Genomic DNA, 18,895 nt, shown 5'->3' on the forward strand with positions numbered 1-18,895 from the left:
AATGAAGATAAGGACATTTATAGATCAGTTTTTTGCTTTTACGCGGAAGGAGTTTTATCATATCCTTCGCGACCGGAAGACCCTGTTGGTATTGGTAGTTTTGCCGATTTCGCAATTGTTGATTTTCGGTTTCGCTTTGAATAGCAGTTTGACCGAGATGCCCACGGCGGTCCTGGATATGTCGAATGATAGGATGAGCCGGCAGATCGTGGCGGAGATAGATGCCAGTTCCACGTTTAAAGTGGTAGAGCGCGTGAGTTCTATGGATGAGGTGGATGAATTGTTCAAGAGAGGAAACTTGTCGCAAGTGTTCGTGTTTATGCCCGGTTTCGAGAAAGAAATCAAGCGGACGGGAGTCGGGAACGTGCAGGTGATCATGGATGCCAGTTTACAGATTAACGCATCCACGCTGGAATCTTATATATTGGCGACATTATTGAATTACCAACGGAAGATCAATGCCGGAAGGGAGTTGCCGATACAGATTGTTCCGGAAATAAAGATGCGTTACAATCCCCGACTGGACAGTGCTTTTCATTTTGTGCCGGGAGTCATTGGCATCGTGTTGATGCTCGTGTGCTCAATGATGGCATCCCTCGCAATCGTGAAGGAGAAAGAGTCCGGCACGATGGAGGTATTACTGGTATCCCCCGTGCGACCTCCGGTGATTGTTTTGGCAAAATTAGTACCCTACTTGCTGGTCGGCATGATTAATATCGTGGTGATTCTGCTCATATCGGTCACCGTGTTGAAAGTGCCGATAACGGGGAATATCTTTTTACTGTTTTTTATCGGCATTGTTTTTACCCTTTCCTCTTTGGCTTTGGGGATTATGGTGTCGGTGCTGACCAAAACACAACGGAGTGCCATTATCATTTCCATCGCGGGACTGATGCTTCCGGCAATCACGTTGTCCGGGTTTATTTTCCCGTTGGATTCCTTGTCTTTAGGGATGAAGGTGATCGTGCATCTCATGCCGGTAACGCTGTTTATTTCGGCAGCGCGGAACATCATGATCAAAGGATTGGGGATGGATGCTGTCTACCCGGAACTGTTCGGGTTATTGGCGATAACGATAGTCTTGATTGTCATTAGTATCAAATGTTTTAAAAATCGGTTGTCATGAGGATGTTGGGCTTTTTATTACAGAAAGAGTTTATTCTGATATTTCGGGATAAAACGATTTTGCTGATCTTGTTTTTGATCACTTCCATCCTTTTGTTTATTCTTCCTCCTGCCGCCAAGGTGAGGACCTCCACGATAGCTTTGAGCGTGGTGGATCATGACCGCACGAGTACTTCCGCCAGTTTCTTGCGGAAACTGACAAGCTCGAATCACTTTCGGATAGGGGCTTACGCGGATACCTACGAGGAGGGATTGCAGGTGTTGGAGAAGAACAAGGCTTCCGGGATCCTGGAGATTCCGAAAGGTTTCGAGAAAAATGTCACGGGGCGTACCCAAGCGCCGATCATGTTGGAAATAGATGCCGTTAACGGTGTGACGGCGGGGCTTTCCTCGTTTTATTTCCTGCAAGTGCTGGAGCGATATATATGGGAATACGTGGACGGATTCGGTTTTCAGCCGGGTTTTAGGATCGAGTCGCAGGAAGAGATCATGGCCCGCGTGGAAGCGGAGGCGCAAGCCGAAATGACGAAGCGGGCGAAAGAGAGCGCGGAATCAGAAACACGGTTGGCACGCTCTCGACTGCTGATGTCGTCACGGGCGGAAATGGAATCGCCATTGCAGGAATCGTTTGAAATTCAGCAGGCAAACCCATCTTCGGTGACGGCAAAGATGAATGAATGGGATAAAAGGGAAGAGATCACGCTATCCGAGTTGGCCATTGACGCGGGGAAGGCGGATGTGGATATCCCGCTGATAGAAAAACCGTCGGATCCGGAGTTTGAACAAATCCATGTGGCCGTGGATTACCGTTATAATCCGGATGGAGAATCCAGCCTGTACCAGATTCCTTCCCTGTTGGCTATTTTGGTTTGTATCATCGGGGCGGTATTGTCTGCATTGAATATTGTGACGGAAAAAGAGAACGGTACCATCGAGCAAATGAACGTGAGCCCGGTGAAACGAAGTGCTTTTATTTTCTCGAAGATTATTCCTTCGTGGATCATCGGCATGGCGATTCTTACCCTTGGCTTGATCATCGTGTGGGCCATGTACGGGATTGTGCCCCAGAGTAGTTACTGGTGTATTTACTTGGTTTCATTCCTTTTCCTTGTGTCGATGGTCGGATTTGGCGTATTGATTTCCACGGCTTGCCGTAATCAGCAGCAGGCGATGTTGCTCTGTTTCTTCTTTTTGTTGATTATTTGTTTGTTATGTGGCATGTGGACGCCGATTGACAGTATGCCGGGATGGGCGAGGGTGATCGCAGACATAAATCCGTTGCGCTATTATATCGAGGTGATGCGTCTGTTTTTTGCCTATGGCAGTGAGTTAAGGCATGTGTTGCCCCAGGTGGGAGCCTTGTGTGTTTTTATTGTTGTATTTAACAGTTGGGCGATTTGGAACTTCCGAAAAGCCAGGTAGATAATTTTAATGTTTTAATGTTTAAATGTTGTATGTATGAAAAAAAGTATTGTATTTCTACTGGTACCTTTGATTTTGCTCTCTTTTTATGGAGTGGCGTCGGGTGCCGGGCAATCCAAAAATGAACAGGAGAAGAAAAAGGGCAAGCAGGAGACGGTTTCTGCCAAAAAGAGCTCCGACAAGCCGAAGGCAAAACCGGTAAGCAAGTATGATAAATTGTTCAACACGAAGGAACATGTTGCCACGAAGGGAGGTTTCATGACCTTGCATAAGGTGGGCGATAAACTGTACATGGAGATTCCGTTGAAATACATGGGGCGCGAGATGTTGCTCGGGTCTACGGCATCGGAATCCAGCAACCCGATGTTTTGCACGAACGGTTTCAAAACGAATACTCCCTGGCATATTAAATTTACTTTTGAAAAAGATACTACCGTGTACATGCGTAGTGTCAACGCGGCACTGGATTTACAGGTGGACAAGGAGCGCGGGGAGTTGTTGAAGCAAAGGAATTTTATCGACCCGTTGCTGAAGGTTTATAAAGTGGAAGCGTTCAATAAAGACCGTTCTGCCGTGGTGATTAACGTGACCTCGTTGTTTACGGGGAGTGATTTCTCTCCGGTGAATCAAGGCGGGGGACAACTTACGATTAATGCATCGCCTTTGAAGGAGGGTACGAAATTGGATGAGATAAAAGCGTTTGAGGATAACGTGATGGTTTCCACGTGGTATGCTTACAATGTGACCGTCAAGAGAGGACGTTCTACTTTGGTAAATAATGCCCCGTTGTCGGTAAAAGCCACTCGTTCGTTGCTGTTGTTGCCGGAAAAGAAAATGCGTCCGAGATACCCGGATTTCAGGTTGGGTATATTCCAGACCGGGAAACAGTGTATCACGGAAGCCGAGGACCAATTGCGCAATTATTCTCTCGTGAATCGTTGGAGGTTAGAGCCTAAGGATCCGGAACTTTACAAAAAAGGCAAGTCGGTAGAACCCGTGAAACCGATCGTGTGGTATGTTGACGATGCTTTCCCCGAGTCGTGGAAAGAACCGATCAAGAAAGCTGTTTTGCGCTGGAACCAGGCTTTCGAGAAGATCGGCTTTAAAAATGTCATGCAAGCACGCGAATTCCCGAAAAACGATCCGGATTTTGATCCCGATAATTTGAAATATTCTTGCATCCGGTATATTCCCTCGAATACACAGAATGCCATGGGTCCCTCTTGGGTTGACCCGACAACGGGGGAAATTATGACCGCTTCGGTGATTGTTTACAATGATATTGTAAAGTTGATTAATCATTGGCGTTTTGTTCAAACGGCACAAGTGGATCCTCGCGTGCGCGCTAAAAAGATGCCGAAGGATGTGATGGATGAGTCGATCACTTACGTGGTGGCTCATGAAATCGGCCACACGTTGGGATTGATGCATAACATGGGGGCTTCCAGTGCTTACCCGGTGGATTCCTTGCGTTCGGCAAGCTTTACCCGGAAATATGGAACTACGCCTTCTATCATGGATTACGCACGGTTTAATTATGTGGCACAACCCGGGGACAAAGGGGTGAAATTGACTCCGCCGGATTTGGGCTTGTATGATGAATTTGCCATCAAATGGCTGTACACGTATTTCCCCAAGGCAAAAAACTCGGAAGAGGAATTTGAAATATTGGAAAATTGGGTGGACGAGAAAGTCGGGGATCCGATTTATCGTTTCCGCAAGCAACAAATATATTCGAGAATTGATCCTACCGCGATAGAGGAAGATTTGGGTGATGATCCGATAAAAGCGGGTGAATACGGGATTCGGAATTTGAAATATATTCTGGGTCATCTGAATGAATGGATCGAGGATGATCCGGATGCCATGCACCGGAAAGCGTTGTATCAAAGTATTGTAAACCAGTATGCCCGTTACGTGACGAACGTGATTTACAACGTCGGAGGAGTTTATTTGACAGACGTGAAAGACGGTTCTCCCGAGAAGGGGGTAGAGCCGGTCTGCCGCGAAAAGCAGCAGGCCTCCTTGAAATGGGTATTGAAACAATTGAATGATTGTGATTGGTTGGATAATAAAGAGGTGACGGGAAAATTCGGTTTGAATATCGCATCTTCCGCACGACTTCAAAATTTAGTAGTCATGCTCTTGCTTAAGGCAAGTCAAAACGTGGTGTTATCATCGCATATTTCAGAAAATCCGTACACGCTGGAAGCCTATTTCGATGATTTATATCATGGCGTATGGGAGAGTGCCATCACGAACCGCAAGGTAACCCAAGCCGACATCATCATGCAAAAAGGCATGTTGGCTTTCATGAAACAATTGTTGAAACCGCCCTCCGGTTTGGCCGGACTTTTAGGAGGAATCACAAGCGAGGCGGGTGTTCCTTCTCCGGATGAAATGGAACTGTACGGTTTGCATGAAATGGAACTGATCGGATCTGACGGGGAATACACTCGAAATGAAGAAGAGCGTGAAATCTTGAATAGTTTCGGGTTAGGATACGGTTACGGTTGGCAGCGTCCTGTGAATACCGAACTGATAGATGGCACGTTGGCTAATTATTGCGCTATCGGCATGAAATTGCGGACATTATTGCTTGAAAGGGCGATGAATGCCCCGGATGAGGTTTCAAAGCAGCATTATCAAGCGATGTTGTTTATGTTGATGCAAATGACGGAAGGAATAAAAATTTGATGAATATGAAGAATACGGTATTGTTATTTGTCGTGATGCTATTGTGCATCACGGCAAACGCCCAAGAAGGAGTTAAATTTGAAGAACTGACGTTTAAAGAGGCGTTGGCTAAAGCTAAAGCGGAGAATAAACTTGTTTTCATGGATTGCTATACCTCGTGGTGTGGCCCGTGTAAAAAGATGCTGAATACGGTTTTTGTCAAGAAAGAAGCCGGTGATTTTTTCAATTCCCGTTTCGTGAATGTGAAATACGATATGGAAAAAGGGGAAGGGATTGAGTTGGCAAAGCAATTTAATATAAAAAGCTTCCCGACATTTTTTATATTTCGTCCGGACGGTACAATTCAGCATAAAATCGGTGGGGCTGGACCTTTGAATTCGTTTTTGGGTTGGGTGGAAAGAGGTTTGAACGAGGAAACTTCTTTGGATTATCTGGATAAATTGTATGAAAAAGGGTCTATGAACAAAAAGCAATTGTTAGATTATTATTGGACTCTTGTTTATGCCTGTGAAAATGAGAAAAGCAATACGATATTGGGAGAATTGAAGGGAAAATTGGATACGAAGGAGAGATTGCAACCTGAATATTGGTTTATGCTGAAAGAACGCCCTTATGGCTCGGAAGAGTGCAATTTTGTTGTGGCAAATTATTCCAAATTAAAAGAAAGCGTTGGTAAAGAAACGGTTAATAAATATTTGGAAAGCAGGTATCATGGGATTTTAGATAAAGTGATACAAAGAGAAGGAAAAAATGACGAGAAAACCATGAAAGAGTTTTTGGGGCGGATCACAAAAGAATGGGCTTCGATGAAATGGGAGCCGGAGAAAAGATTGCAAAATAAAATGAAACTGCTTCAAGCTTGTCTTGCCAAGGATTCCGAGAGTATTTATGCTTGTCTGGACTTCGGGTTGAATAAACAAGAAAACCCGAAGTGGAATTTTGACGTGTGGGTGTTGTTATCAGCCTTGGATTTTGTCAACGCAAACGGAGAGAAAGTTGATGTCCAAAAACTTTTTGCCTTAGAAGAGAGAGTGAGTGGATATTTCTCTTCTTCTGCAAACACGCGAAAAAGAGTTCAAGCCTATTTTGAAAAATTTAGGTAATCTGAAAAGGCTTTTCTGATCAATTTGTTATATGAATTAGAATGGGAGGTGTGTCAAAACACACCTCCTAGTCCATAATGTCCATAAAGTCGAACCTTCGGTTCTGAAAGTCCTTAAAGTCAACTATTGCATAAGTTTCTGGTTATCAGACGATCAACTGCAACATTTATAACATTCCGACCTTCCGACTTTATGGACTTTTCGACCTTATGGACTCGTGGGTGTGTTTTGACACTTCCTTTTCGTGTATCCTTTGTTTTCGTTACATATCTCGTGTTTATTACTTCTCGTGACGGTTCATGATGTCTGTTTGGCGATCTATTGAAGCCTGGTGAATGGCTTTGAATACCCGTTCCACGAGTTCCACGGGGAGATTATTTTTGCGGGCTTCGTCTATGACCCGGGAAAGAATGTTTTCCCAGCGGTCGGGTTGGAGGATGGTAATGTTGTTTTGTTTTTTATAATGACCGATCTCTTCGATGATCTTCATGCGATGGGTCAGGGCTTCCAGGATGGAGTTGTCGAGGGTATCGATTTTCTCCCGGAGTTCCTCGATAATTAAATGATTGGAGGAGTTGTTCGGGTGAGCATCCCGAATGATAAGTTGCTTTAAAATGTTATTTAATTGCTGTGGCGTAATTTGCTGAGCGGCATCGCTTAGCGCACAATCCGGTTGGATATGGGATTCGATGATTAACCCGTCGAAACCTAGATCCATGGCTTTTTGGGATATTTCCTGTATGTATTCCCGGTGCCCGCTAATGTGACTAGGGTCACAAAACAGGGGAAGTTGTTTGATGCGTCGCTTTAATTCGATGGGGATTTGCCATTGTGGTGTATTGCGATAGCGGTTGCTGTTATAAGAAGAAAATCCCCGGTGTATAGCTCCTAGTTTTTTTATCCCGCATATATAAAGGCGCTCGAAAGCTCCCACCCAAAGTTCGATGTCGGGGTTAACGGGATTCTTTACTAAAACAGGGATATCGACTCCCTTGAGAGCTTCGGCTATTTCTTGAACAACAAAAGGGTTGGCAGTGGAACGGGCTCCGATCCAGAGCATATCGATTCCTTGTTTCAAGGCAGCTTCCACGTGATGGGCATTGGCGACTTCCGTGGCGACTTTTAGTCCTAATGTCTTTTGAATGTACTGTAACCAAGGTAACCCTTTTTCGCCGACTCCCTCGAAGCAATTGGGACGGGTACGGGGTTTCCAGATTCCGGCTCGCAGAACTTCTATACCGTTATTTTTGAGAAGAGTAGCTGTATTGGAAAGTTGTTCTTCACTTTCAGCACTACAAGGTCCCGCGATGACTAGTGGGCGCTGTAATCGCGAGAAGAGGTTCCACTCCGAACAAGGTTGAATATCCAGTTGACAAGCCATTTTGATCTTTTTCTCTGTTTACGAGTCCAAAGGTATTCTTTTCTTTTAAAAGGAAGGAGAAAAACGGGATTTGTTTGATTGTAAAACTTGTTTTATATTTGCATTACGCATTTTGCATAACGCAAAATGCGTAATGCAAATATAAAACCAAAAACTATGGAGAATGTAAAGAATCCATTTTTAGTGACGGGTTACTTGTCCCCGGAATATTTTTGTGACCGGGAAAAAGAAACAGAGAGAATAATCTCGGCTATGGATAACAATCGGAATATTACGTTATTGTCGTTACGTAGGATGGGAAAAACCGGATTGATTAAGAATGTTTTTTACTATTTGAAAAAAGAACGCCCTTTTAGATTGCTTTATGTTGATATTATGGCAACAAACAATATGGCGGAACTGGTTCGGGAACTGGGGAATGCTGTGATTCGGGAAGAAAAGGAACGTTCTGCAAATTTTTTGAACAAGTTGATTACCTTTCTTTCTGGAATAAGGGCTAAAGTTGTATTTAATGATATTACAGGAATGCCGGAAATCGAGGTTGATTATCGGATGCCCCAGGAGGCAGAAAAGGGATTAGCCGCCTTGTTTGATTATTTAGAATCTCAAAAAGTAAAATATGTTGTCGCGATAGATGAATTCCAGCAAATTGTTAATTACGCGGAAAAGAATGTCGAGGCATTATTGCGGAGTAGTGTGCAGCAATTGACGAACGTGAATTTTATATTTTCAGGGAGTAATAAACATTTATTGATGTCCATGTTTAGTGATTATGGACGCCCTTTTTATCAAAGTAGCGATTTTATGTTTCTTGATCGGCTGGATCAAGAAGTTTATGCCGATTTTATTTTAAAACAATTTGTTCGGTTCCGGCGGACAATAGATAAGGAACTCGTTTTGGAAGTATTGCGGAATTACGATACGTACACGTTTTATACTCAATTCATGTTTAATCGTATTTTTGAAACAGGTGTGAACAATATTACCCGGGATTTGGTTGAGCACGTGAAGGAGAATATTATGCTGGAACGTGAGTATGTATATTATAATTATAGAAATCTGTTGACGGATAATCAATTTAACCTGCTGAGAGCTTTGGCGAAAGAAAATGGTTTCGAGAAATATATGTCGAAGGATTTCCTCGCGAAATATAAACTGGGGCAAGCCAGTTCGGTTCAACGATCAATAAAGGCTTTGCTGGATAAAGAAATGATTTACGAAGAAAAAGGGTGTTATAAAGTATATGATGTCTTTTTTTCAAAGTGGCTGTCGGTGTAAAAGAAAAAGTCTAACTTTGTAGGAATAATTTGAAAAGGAAAGATGATGACTAACGAGGAGAAAAAACTGTATTTGCTGGATGCTTACGCTTTGATTTACCGTTCGTATTACGCGTTTATCAACAATCCCCGGATCACGACCACGGGAATAAATACGTCGGCGACTTTTGGCTTTTTTAATTTTTTACTGGAGATTATAGAGTTGGAGAAACCGTCGCATCTGGCTGTCGTTTTTGACCCGGAAGGTCCGACGTTCCGGCACGTGATGTTCCCGCAGTACAAGGCGCAACGTCCTCCTATGCCGGAGGATTTGAAGAAATCTATTCCTTATATCAAAAAGATTATCGAGGGGTTAGGAATTACTGCCATTACGGTAGATGGTTTCGAGGCGGATGACGTGGTGGGGACTTTGGCAAAGCGGGGAGAGAAAGAAGGTTTTCAAGTATATATGATTACCCCGGACAAGGATTACGCCCAACTGGTGAGCGATAAGGTGTTTATGTACAAACCGGGACGTGCCGGCAACAAGTCGGAGGTGTGGGGAATCCCGGAAGTGCTCGATCATTTCGGAATAGAGCGGGTGGAACAGGTAATCGATATACTTGGGTTGATGGGCGACACGGCGGATAACGTGCCGGGATGTGCCGGGATTGGACCGAAAAGTGCGGCAGCTTTGATTTATAAATACGGGAGTATTGAAGGCATATATCAACATATAGAGGATCTGAAGGGAAAGCAGAAAGAGCGTTTGCTGTGTTGTCAGAATACCGTGTTTTTGTCAAAAGAGTTGGTCACGATCAACACGGAAGTACCCACGGACGTGAATGTGGTTGATTTATCTTTGGGAGAGATAAAGGATGATGTATTGAAACCGCTTTTCGATGAATTGGAATTATTCTCTTTGGCAAAGCGGGTATTCGCGATAGAACATGACGAACAGGTGGCGGATACAATACATCCCGAAGAGGTGAATTATCAGGAATTGACGACCGGGGAGGAGCGACAAGAGTTGTTGGAGGTTTTGAAAAAAGCCCCGGAGTTCGTGTTGAACGCTATTTTCGGGGATGGGACGATTTATAATTCTTACCCGGATTACCTGTGTTTCTCGGTAGCTTCCAATAGCGCTTGTTATTTTCGGCTTCCTGCGGCAAAAGGGGAGGCAGAACAGATGATACGGTTGTTTGCCCCCGTTTTTGAGGATGAGAAAAAAGTTCTGATTTCCAATGATGTGAAAGATGATATGATTTGGTTGAGAAGAGCGGGAATCGAGATAAAAAACCGGATTTTTGATATTAAGATCGCACACTACGTGTTGCAACCGGACAGTTCGCACGAATTAGAGCGGGTAGCGTTGGAGTTGTTGAACTATCGTTTGATAAAAGGGGATAATACTGAAAATCCGCAACTGTCTTTATTCTCGGAAGAGGAGGGTAAAAAAGAGAAGGATTATGCCGAGCGGACGGATATTCTTTTCCGCCTGAAAGGGAAGTTGGAGAGTGCTTTAAAGGATGTCGGGCTCTATAAATTGTTTGAAGAGTTAGAGATGCCTCTTGTCGCGGTTTTGGCAGATATGGAGTACGAGGGGGTATCCATCGACAAAGAAGCGTTGAAAGCATTGTCGGAAGAGTTGAAAGGAAAAATAGCCGAGGAGGAAAAGATTATTTACGAGATAGCGGGGAAAGAATTTAATATCAGTTCCCCGAAACAGCTTGGGGAGATTTTGTTTGACCAAATGAATATTGACCCGGGAAATAAAAAGACAAAAACCGGACAGTATAGCACTTCCGAGCAAGTACTCTCGAAACTGGAAGAAGCGCATCCTATCGTGGGGCATATCTTGAATTATCGCGGGTTGAAAAAATTGTTGACCACTTATGCCGAGGCTTTACCGACTTATATCGATTCTGGAACCGGAAAGATTCACACGCATTTCAACCAGGCGGAAGCTGCCACGGGGAGGTTGAGCAGTTTGAATCCGAATTTGCAGAATATCCCGATCCGGACGGAAGAAGGGCGGAATATCCGGAAGGCTTTTATCACGGGTGATCCGGACTATGGCTTTTTCTCTGCCGATTATTCCCAGGTGGAATTGAGGTTAATGGCTCATTTAAGCGGTGCACCCGGTTTGATTGATGCATTCCTGAACGGTGAGGACATACACGCGGAAACTGCTTCAAAAATATACCATGTGCCCTTGGATGAAGTCACTCCCGAGATGAGGAGAAGGGCGAAAACCGCTAATTTCGGGATTATCTATGGGATTTCAGCCTGGGGATTGGCTGAACGATTGAAAATTTCCCGTAAAGAGGGTAAGGAACTGATCGACGGATATTTTAATTTATACCCGGGAGTGAAACGCTATATGGAGGAGTCCGTGGAAAAAGCTCGGAAACAAGGATACGTGGAAACTATCATGGGACGTCGCCGTTATTTGAGGGATATCAATTCAAGAAATGCCGTGGTTCGAGGTGTGGCGGAAAGAAATGCCGTAAATGCCCCGATACAAGGCTCTGCTGCGGATATAATCAAGAAGGCGATGATTTGTATCCATCAAAAAATTAAAGAACGGGGACTGCGTTCCAAGATGATATTGCAGGTACATGACGAGTTGAATTTTAAATGTCACCACGACGAGATCGAGGAACTGAAGCAGTTGGTCGAGGATTGCATGGAACACGTGGTGAGTTTGGCGGTACCCTTGACGGTCGGTACCGGGTACGGTAAAAACTGGTATGAGGCGCATTAAAAGGTGATTTATAGACGAGAGTAAATATGTTAGAGGAACAAGTTGTGGACAGTGTGGCGCAGGTGCGGGATTCGATTTGGTTCCCGGCTTCTTTGGTTGAAGAGGTTTCCCGGATGCCGTTACCGCCTTTGGATACCATCTCGGATTATGTTGGTTTGGTTGAGGGGACTCCCTTGAAGGGATGGGATATTCATTTTACTTCGGGGATTCTAATCTACATGGTGGTTTTTCTCGTGCTCGTGGCTTGGCTGCGTTTGCAGGGGCGGGGATTTTTGTTGTCAGTTTATTTTTATTTCTTTAGCCGGAAAAAAGATGCGGCAGTACTGTCGGAGGGGACACGGCAAAATTATGCTTTTATATTTTTATCGATTTGCCTCTCTTTTTCGTCTTTGGCGATGGGGATTGCGTTTTTCACGAGTCAGTCTTTCGTTTTTTCAAACGCGTTATTTTATTTTCTGATTATATTCGGCTATCATATCGTGTACATGGGAGTGGTACGAATATTTGGCTGGACATTTAACAATCGGCATTGTGCTTCGGATGTTATATTAAATTTGCGGGTGAGTGGTATCGTGTTGGGGCTGTCGATTTCTCCCTTGGTATTGGCATTGTTCTTCGTAACGCCTTCTGCGGTAGGAATGTTGTTTCACGTGATTTTGACCTTGTTTGTTATTCTTTTGATTTTTAGATTTATAAGATTGATTAAAATATTATATGGTTACAAAGTTTCAATTTTGTATATGATTTTGTACCTTTGTGGGCTCGAAATCGTACCGATACTTGTGTTATACAAGCTATTAGTGTGATTGAGATAATGTGGTTAAATTTAAAAACAGAAAGTCTTGAAAATTAAGAAGATATTAGTTTCGCAGCCCAAGCCGACGACAGAGAAGTCCCCGTATTTTGATCTGGCTGAAGAACTTGGTTTGAAATTAGAGTTCAAGTCATTTATTAAGGTGGAAGGTGTTACGGCAAAAGAATTCCGTCAAGAAAGAATCAATATATTGGATTTTACCGGGATCGTTTTCACGAGTCGTACAGCTATTGATCACTTCTTCCGTATTTGTACAGAAATGCGGGTAACAGTTCCCGATACAATGAAATATTTCTGTATATCAGAGGCAATAGCATTCTATTTGCAAAAATATATCGTCTATCGTAAACGGAAAATTTTCTATGGAGACAAGAAAGTAGAGGATATGACAAAAATCTTGTTGAAGCACAAAACCGAAAATTTCTTGGTTCCCGTTTCTGATGTTCACAAGGAAAATATTCCGGCATTGATGGACGAATTACGCTTAAAATACACGAAAGTAGTATTTTATAGAACGGTGGCAAATGAAGTGGCAAAAGAAATTCCGGATTTGAAGGAATTTGATATTATCGCATTTTACACGCCTGCCGGAATCAAGTCATTGTTCCAGAATTATCCGGACTTCAAGCAAGATACAACAATTATCGCAGCTTTTGGGGAAGCAACTGCCGAAGCTGCCGTCGAAGCCGGGTTAAGGCTTGATATAAAAGCTCCGACGGAGAAAGCTCCTTCGATGACCATGGCGTTAGAGCAGTTCATTAAAGCTTTTAATAAAGAGAATAAAGCAAAATAGAAAGGGATGGACATCAGACGATGTCCATTTTCTTTGTATGTTTGTATTCAGATATGGAAGAAACGATTGAATACACGTTTAGTAAAGAGGAACGCTTGTGTCGTAAAGGCAGTTTCGAGGAATTGATAGCCTCGGGGCAAAGTTTCGTGAGCTACCCCCTGCGAGTGGTATTTCGTTTTTATCCAAGAGGAGAAAAAGATGCCCCGGCTCGTGTCGCGATAAGTGTTTCCAAGAAGCGTTTCAAGCGGGCGGTGAAACGCAACCGGGTGAAACGGTTGGTTCGGGAGGGGTACCGGTTGAACAAACATACTTTGTATACCGCTATTCCGGAAGATAAAACAATGGATATCTTGTTTATATACTTGCAAGATAATATCTTTGAATTTCAGAAAATAGAAAAAGCGATTACCGGTGCTATTAAAAAACTTATGGTCTATATTGAAAAAGATACTGGTGGGGATATTGCTGATTCCCATTAAATTTTATCAGCTTTGCATCTCCCCCTGGACGCCCCCGAGTTGCCGTTACACCCCGACGTGTTCGCAATATGCCGTGGAGGCGTTACGAAAGCATGGACCTATAAAAGGATTGTACTTGGCGATTAAACGGATATGTTCCTGCCACCCGTGGGGAGGTTCGGGATACGATCCGGTGCCTTGAAATTTGCTATTTTGGCGGATATGTACTATTTTCGCTAGATTTTGATATTAAAATAAGGTTATGAGAAAAAATACACGCATTATTATTTTCATCTCGGGAGTGTTATTATTAGCTTTCGGGGCGTTAAGTTTGAAGGAAGATGACAAGAGATTCCAGATAAGCAAAGGGTTGGATATTTTTGCTACGCTTTTTAGGGATGTAAATCTTTTTTACGTGGATGATGTCCAGCCGGAGAAGATGGTGAAAGACGGAATCGATGCCATGTTGAAAAAATTGGATCCTTACACGGAGTTTTATCCCGAATCCCGGATGGATGAATTCAAGATGATGACCACGGGAGAATATGCCGGAATCGGTTCGATCATCGGGGTAAAAGGGGATTACGTGGTGATTCGTGAGCCGTATCGGAACTCTCCTTCCAATAAAGCTGGGTTGTTGCCCGGTGATTTGATTTTAGAGATTGACGGGGAGAATATGAAAGGCAAGACCGTTGAATACGTGAGTTCCCGTTTGAAGGGGCAACCGGGTAAAGAGGTCGTGTTGAAAGTACAACGTATCGGGGAAGACAAGCCCATGGAGAAACGGGTATTGCGTGAAATCGTGCAAATGCCGAGTGTGCCTTATCATGGGATGTTGAATGATCAGACCGGATATATTTATTTTACCAGTTTCACGGACAAGTCTGCCGACGACGTGCGAAAAGCGATTATGGAGTTGAAGAATAAAGGGGCACAATCATTGATACTTGATCTTCGTGGAAACGGTGGCGGATTGCTCGATCAGGCGGTTGAGATAGCCAGTTTCTTTTTGCCGAGAGGTTCTTTGATCGTGAGTACCAAGGGGAAGATGAAGCAATGGGATAAGGAATACAAGACAACTAAAAATCCGTTGTTGCCGGATATGAAGCTTACCGTGTTGATCGACCGTGCTTCTGCTTCTGCTGCCGAAATTTTATCCGGTGCTTTGCAGGATTATGACCGTGCCGTTGTTTTGGGAGAGCGTTCTTTCGGGAAAGGATTGGTTCAGACGACTCGTGATTTGGTGTACAACACGAAATTGAAGGTTACTACGGCAAAATATTATATCCCCAGCGGACGTTGTATCCAAGCCGTAGACTACACGCATCGCAACCCGGACGGGAGTGTGGGAGTGATACCCGATTCATTAATCAAACCGTTCAAGACGCAAGCCGGGCGTACTGTATATGACGGAGGAGGAATCACGCCGGACATCAAGATCGAACCGGAAAAATATGCACGGGTTTCCCAGGAATTGGTGATGCAGGATATGGTTTTTGATTTCGTGAATGAATACGCGGCAAAGCATTCCTCGTTGCCTTCTCCTTCTGAATTCATCTTGACAGATGAACTGTTCAACGAGTTCAAAGCATATTTGAAAACGAGGGAGTTCGAGTATGAAACGGCTACTCAGGCAATGTTGGATAAACTGGTAAAGACAGCAAAGGATGAGAAGTATTATGACCAGATATCCAAACAAGTGGAGCAATTAAAGAAGGATTTGGGACACTCCATCGATCGAGATTTGGACACGTTTAAAGACGAGATTTCGGATATATTGGCGGACCAGTTTATGGAGCGTTACTATATGCAGGATGGCGTGATAGAATATCATATCCGTAATGATAAGCATATCGCCAAAGCCTTGGAAGTATTGGCTAACGACGAGGAATATCAAAAAATATTGAAGTAGACGGAAAAAATAGATAGTAGTTTTTTGAAATTCCAAAAAACTACTATCTTTGCACCGCAATAAAACAATTGCCCTATTGTGTAATGGTAGCACTACAGATTCTGGTTCTGTCTGTCTGGGTTCGAATCCTAGTGGGGCAACAAAATGAAGAAACCTCTTGATGGAAAAGTCAAGAGGTTTTTTATTTCGCTTGATAATAAGGTTGAGCTATGTGCGATTCATCCCTTTTTTAGTTTAACTATTAACCGCTTCTGTTTTTAAAGGACGACGGCTGGATGCTTTGGTCATGATGAGTGTCAAGGCTCCGTCACCCGTGATATTGCAAGCCGTACCGAAACTATCCTGTAAAGCGAATATGGTGAGCAATAATGCTGTGCCTGCTTCGTCAAATCCCAACACGGAGATCACGATGCCGAGAGAGGCTATCACTGTACCGCCGGGAACCCCGGGAGCCCCGATTGCGAAAATACCGAGCAAGAGGATAAAGAGAATCATCACGGTCAGTGAGGGTAGCGTTCCGTATAGCATGAGCGACACGGTCATGACGAAAAATACTTCCGTCAGGATAGAGCCGCAGAGGTGAATGTTCGAGAACAGGGGGACGGCGAAATCTATCACGTCGTCTTTTAGCACGGGGCTTTTCTTGGCACATTTCAGAGCTACGGCAAGCGTTGCGGCGGAGGACATGGTGCCGACCGCGGTGAGATAAGCTGGTCCATAGTATTTCAATACCTGCCACGGGTTCTTTTTCGAGATCGCCCCGGCAAGGGCATATAGGAATGAGAGCCAAACAAATTGCGACAAGATAACGATAGCCATAACCCCGAGAAAGATGGGGAGTTGTTTGGTGATTGCCCCCTCGTAACTTAACGTGCAGAAATTGGCGGCGATAAAGTAAGGCAGGATGGGGATCAGTATGCGGTTGATGAGGAGTAGTACCATCTTTTGAAAATTGTCGAGCAAGTTCTCGAAGATTTCCGATTTTGTCCATACCGTGGCTAGCCCGATCATGATGGCAAGCATGAGGGCGGTCATCACGCTGACCACGGGCGGAATATCCAGGCGGAACACCAGTTCGGGTAGCTTTTGCAGGGTTTCTTTCACCGGTTCGATAGACAGGTGGGGAATAAGCGTGTAGCCCGTCACCATGGCGAAAAATGCCGCCCCGATGGAAGAAAGGTACGCGATCACGAGTGCCAGCCCGAGCATCTTCGAGGCGTTATCCTTCATCTTGGCGATAGAATAGGAAACGAAACCGAGAATAATCAAGGGAACCATGAAAAAGATCAGTTGCCCGAGAATGTATTTCATGATGACGATGATATTCATAAAACCCTCGTTGGCGATGAGCCCGAGCAGGATACCGACGATCACGGCAAGGATCAATTTGGATATTGTGCTGGAAAATAGTCTTCTCATGTCTTTTTTTTTATGCTTATATCGTTCGGGGGCGGATTTGGTTACGTGAAAAAATAAAGGATGCCTTGCGACATCCTTTATTCTGTTATTTTAAACTTCGATATTAAAGCCCGAGAACTTCAACTCCTTGTTTGAAGAATATATCTTTCGGGATACCAGCCCCGGCAATACGGTCGAGGTCTTTTTGCAGGGTGGCGGGAATAACACCCTTTTCAGCAACGAGTTTTGTTGCCGTCTGGATGTCGCCGTCGCCCTCGATTGTGATGTATTCCCCGGCGATAACTTCGATGTCTTTCTTCATTTTGTCGAAGTCAATCGTGTAGTATCCGGTCGTTTCGTCTTTCGTGATGGCTCCGCTTTCCATGAAGTGGTTGAATTGCAGCATATTTGCTTTACCGTGAGCGCTGGCAGCACCGAAACGTACAGAACGGAAGATGCCGGCTATAAAGGTCACGTAGTTTTCCATGAGGTCTTTATCTTTAAGAACCCCCCATTCCGCTAATTTCGTCACGCAGAATAACCCGAGGATATCTGCCTTGCCTTCCTCGATAGACGTGTAGTAGTTTTGCAGGGCGGAGCGTACGTCTTGTTTGTTTTTAAGCGTGTATTTTATTCCAAGACCGTGAGCAACCTCGTGGAACATCACGTTCTCGAAGAATGCGTCGAAATTGACATACTTTTGTTGTTCTGGGGTAATGACCAGTTTGGAAATCGGAACTACCATTTTGTCAAATTTTGCCTGCATGGAGTTTTTCAATTGCAGTTTGCGGCTTCCCTTGGCAGCGTGTACTCTCGGGTCGTTCGGCAGGTTGATGGCGATATTCTTGCTTCCGGCATTGCAGTCCCCGGCGTAATAAATCACGTCGTAAGCGTTCATGTCCGGGTTGGCATTGGCTTTTTCTTTCTTGTAAGCGGCAGGTACGGGCAGGTTTTCCTGTAATTTGGGCAGGTATTTAGCATATTCGGACAAGCGTTTGCTCCATTCTTTGTCTTTCACTAGGATTTGCCCGGAGTGTGCAGCCTTGTACCCGTAAAGTTGGTCTTCATAAGTTTCGATGGGACCTACCACGAAGTCCAGCGTGTTCGTTTGCATATCCATCCATGCCAGGTCGCTGGCGAGATAATCGTCGTCCAGGAGGGCTTGCGCTCTTAAAGACAGGTATTTCTTCAACCCTGGGTCTTCAGCCAGTTCCGCGGCTTGCTTCAATAACTCGGAAGCTTTGGCGACTTCTTGCGGGTATGCCTCGTGGAACGAGAGTACAACTAGGTTGCCCTTGTCATCCCGGCGGATGATGCTATACCAGTCCGTTTTGCGGGGATCTTTCAAAGCATCGAATTCCTCCCGTGTCATGTCTGTCGGGTAAAAGTTCGCCCCGAGCGGTTTCGCTCCAATCCCGTCAATAAAGGGTTTGTTTGCGTCCAATCGATCCCACGGTCCATAGTTGATCGAGAGGTATTTCAAGGCAGCCGAGTCTTGTGCGAATTTTTGCATCAACGCGGTCTTGTCGCCGTAAGCGTTTTGCCAGAAAATATCTTCCATGATGTGTGCTACCTCGATAAGGAGGGGAATCATTTTTTTCTCGTTTTCAGTCAGTTTGCTGACATCCGTTGTCAAGGGGAATTCGGCGTATTGGTCAGCGAGAGGCTGATAAGGGCTGGGCTGTTTGGTTTCTTTCTTTGCCTCTTTGCAAGAGAACAGTAGAATACTTAAAGATAAGAATAGGAATAGTTTTCTCATTTTTATAAAA

General features: G+C 44.3%; 14 protein-coding genes and 1 tRNA gene. 12 read left to right on the plus strand and 3 right to left on the minus strand.

Translation table 11 applies throughout. The features are described 5' to 3' along the window. Position 1 precedes the first annotated feature (1 nt). The 4 genes from A3CY_RS0110625 to A3CY_RS22070 are packed head-to-tail and all read left to right on the plus strand — an operon-like array spanning position 2 to position 6,347. Positions 2-1,126: an ABC transporter permease gene (locus A3CY_RS0110625; protein ID WP_018337900.1), complete on the plus strand. Its 1,125-nt coding sequence runs from the start codon at positions 2-4 to the stop codon at positions 1,124-1,126. Beyond that, positions 1,123-2,547: an ABC transporter permease gene (locus A3CY_RS22065; RefSeq protein ID WP_018337901.1), complete on the plus strand. Its 1,425-nt coding sequence runs from the start codon at positions 1,123-1,125 to the stop codon at positions 2,545-2,547. Before A3CY_RS0110625 ends, A3CY_RS22065 begins: the two co-directional genes overlap by 4 nt. A 36-nt stretch (positions 2,548-2,583) precedes the next feature. Then, positions 2,584-5,244, plus strand: coding sequence for a zinc-dependent metalloprotease (locus tag A3CY_RS0110635; RefSeq protein WP_018337902.1), 2,661 nt, complete (start codon positions 2,584-2,586; stop codon positions 5,242-5,244). Positions 5,245-5,249: 5 nt separating this feature from the next. Beyond that, positions 5,250-6,347, plus strand: coding sequence for a thioredoxin family protein (locus A3CY_RS22070; RefSeq protein ID WP_169503620.1), 1,098 nt, complete (start codon positions 5,250-5,252; stop codon positions 6,345-6,347). Positions 6,348-6,627: 280 nt separating this feature from the next. On the opposite strand, the gene A3CY_RS0110645 is transcribed toward A3CY_RS22070, so the two are convergent. After that, positions 6,628-7,728 carry a bifunctional 3-deoxy-7-phosphoheptulonate synthase/chorismate mutase type II gene (locus A3CY_RS0110645; RefSeq protein WP_018337904.1) on the minus strand — a complete coding sequence of 367 codons (1,101 nt, stop codon included), beginning with the start codon at positions 7,726-7,728 and terminating at the stop codon, positions 6,628-6,630. 156 nt (positions 7,729-7,884) lie between these two features. On the opposite strand from A3CY_RS0110645, the gene A3CY_RS0110650 reads away from it, so the two are divergent. From A3CY_RS0110650 to A3CY_RS0110680, 8 genes are all read left to right on the plus strand, one after another. Further along, positions 7,885-9,006, plus strand: coding sequence for an AAA family ATPase (locus A3CY_RS0110650; protein WP_018337905.1), 1,122 nt, complete (start codon positions 7,885-7,887; stop codon positions 9,004-9,006). A gap of 42 nt (positions 9,007-9,048) precedes the next feature. Then, positions 9,049-11,751, plus strand: coding sequence for a DNA polymerase I (gene polA, locus A3CY_RS0110655; RefSeq protein WP_316928927.1), 2,703 nt, complete (start codon positions 9,049-9,051; stop codon positions 11,749-11,751). A gap of 26 nt (positions 11,752-11,777) precedes the next feature. Further along, the gene (locus tag A3CY_RS0110660; RefSeq protein ID WP_018337907.1) at positions 11,778-12,557 is read left to right on the plus strand and encodes a DUF4271 domain-containing protein; all 780 of its coding nucleotides are present in this window, start codon (positions 11,778-11,780) and stop codon (positions 12,555-12,557) included. Between the two features lie 36 nt (positions 12,558-12,593). Beyond that, complete coding sequence (locus tag A3CY_RS0110665; protein ID WP_018337908.1) at positions 12,594-13,358, plus strand: uroporphyrinogen-III synthase; 765 nt, start codon at positions 12,594-12,596, stop codon at positions 13,356-13,358. A gap of 53 nt (positions 13,359-13,411) precedes the next feature. Next, positions 13,412-13,837: a ribonuclease P protein component gene (rnpA, locus tag A3CY_RS0110670; protein ID WP_040371660.1), complete on the plus strand. Its 426-nt coding sequence runs from the start codon at positions 13,412-13,414 to the stop codon at positions 13,835-13,837. Beyond that, positions 13,797-14,018 (plus strand): membrane protein insertion efficiency factor YidD, encoded by a 222-nt coding sequence (gene yidD, locus A3CY_RS22510; RefSeq protein WP_071595984.1) that lies wholly within the window; start codon positions 13,797-13,799, stop codon positions 14,016-14,018. Before rnpA ends, yidD begins: the two co-directional genes overlap by 41 nt. Positions 14,019-14,078: 60 nt before the next feature. Next, positions 14,079-15,728 carry a S41 family peptidase gene (locus A3CY_RS0110675; protein WP_018337910.1) on the plus strand — a complete coding sequence of 550 codons (1,650 nt, stop codon included), beginning with the start codon at positions 14,079-14,081 and terminating at the stop codon, positions 15,726-15,728. 69 nt (positions 15,729-15,797) lie between these two features. Further along, positions 15,798-15,868: transfer RNA gene (locus A3CY_RS0110680), tRNA-Gln, on the plus strand. 94 nt (positions 15,869-15,962) lie between these two features. Here A3CY_RS0110680 and A3CY_RS0110685 read toward each other — a convergent pair. Together A3CY_RS0110685 and A3CY_RS0110690 are read right to left on the minus strand one after the other, a co-directional pair. After that, positions 15,963-17,147, minus strand: coding sequence for a dicarboxylate/amino acid:cation symporter (locus A3CY_RS0110685; RefSeq protein ID WP_018337911.1), 1,185 nt, complete (start codon positions 17,145-17,147; stop codon positions 15,963-15,965). Positions 17,148-17,250: 103 nt separating this feature from the next. Continuing rightward, positions 17,251-18,885, minus strand: a complete 1,635-nt coding sequence (locus A3CY_RS0110690; protein ID WP_018337912.1) for a dipeptidyl-peptidase 3 family protein — start codon at positions 18,883-18,885, stop codon at positions 17,251-17,253. Positions 18,886-18,895: the final 10 nt, after the last annotated feature.

Origin of the sequence: Butyricimonas synergistica DSM 23225 (assembly GCF_000379665.1) — a bacterium.
In the GTDB taxonomy this organism is placed as follows: domain Bacteria; phylum Bacteroidota; class Bacteroidia; order Bacteroidales; family Marinifilaceae; genus Butyricimonas; species Butyricimonas synergistica.

Bases quoted from the DNA above. Each gene is read 5' to 3' on its own strand.
- A3CY_RS0110625 (WP_018337900.1), top strand. From the start codon at position 2: ATGAAGATAAGGACATTTATAGATCAGTTTTTTGCTTTTACGCGGAAG.
- A3CY_RS22065 (WP_018337901.1), top strand. From the start codon at position 1,123: ATGAGGATGTTGGGCTTTTTATTACAGAAAGAGTTTATTCTGATATTT.
- A3CY_RS0110635 (WP_018337902.1), top strand. From the start codon at position 2,584: ATGAAAAAAAGTATTGTATTTCTACTGGTACCTTTGATTTTGCTCTCT.
- A3CY_RS22070 (WP_169503620.1), top strand. From the start codon at position 5,250: ATGAAGAATACGGTATTGTTATTTGTCGTGATGCTATTGTGCATCACG.
- A3CY_RS0110645 (WP_018337904.1), bottom strand. From the start codon at position 7,728: ATGGCTTGTCAACTGGATATTCAACCTTGTTCGGAGTGGAACCTCTTC.
- A3CY_RS0110650 (WP_018337905.1), top strand. From the start codon at position 7,885: ATGGAGAATGTAAAGAATCCATTTTTAGTGACGGGTTACTTGTCCCCG.
- polA (WP_316928927.1), top strand. From the start codon at position 9,049: ATGATGACTAACGAGGAGAAAAAACTGTATTTGCTGGATGCTTACGCT.
- A3CY_RS0110660 (WP_018337907.1), top strand. From the start codon at position 11,778: ATGTTAGAGGAACAAGTTGTGGACAGTGTGGCGCAGGTGCGGGATTCG.
- rnpA (WP_040371660.1), top strand. From the start codon at position 13,412: ATGGAAGAAACGATTGAATACACGTTTAGTAAAGAGGAACGCTTGTGT.
- A3CY_RS0110675 (WP_018337910.1), top strand. From the start codon at position 14,079: ATGAGAAAAAATACACGCATTATTATTTTCATCTCGGGAGTGTTATTA.
- A3CY_RS0110685 (WP_018337911.1), bottom strand. From the start codon at position 17,147: ATGAGAAGACTATTTTCCAGCACAATATCCAAATTGATCCTTGCCGTG.
- A3CY_RS0110690 (WP_018337912.1), bottom strand. From the start codon at position 18,885: ATGAGAAAACTATTCCTATTCTTATCTTTAAGTATTCTACTGTTCTCT.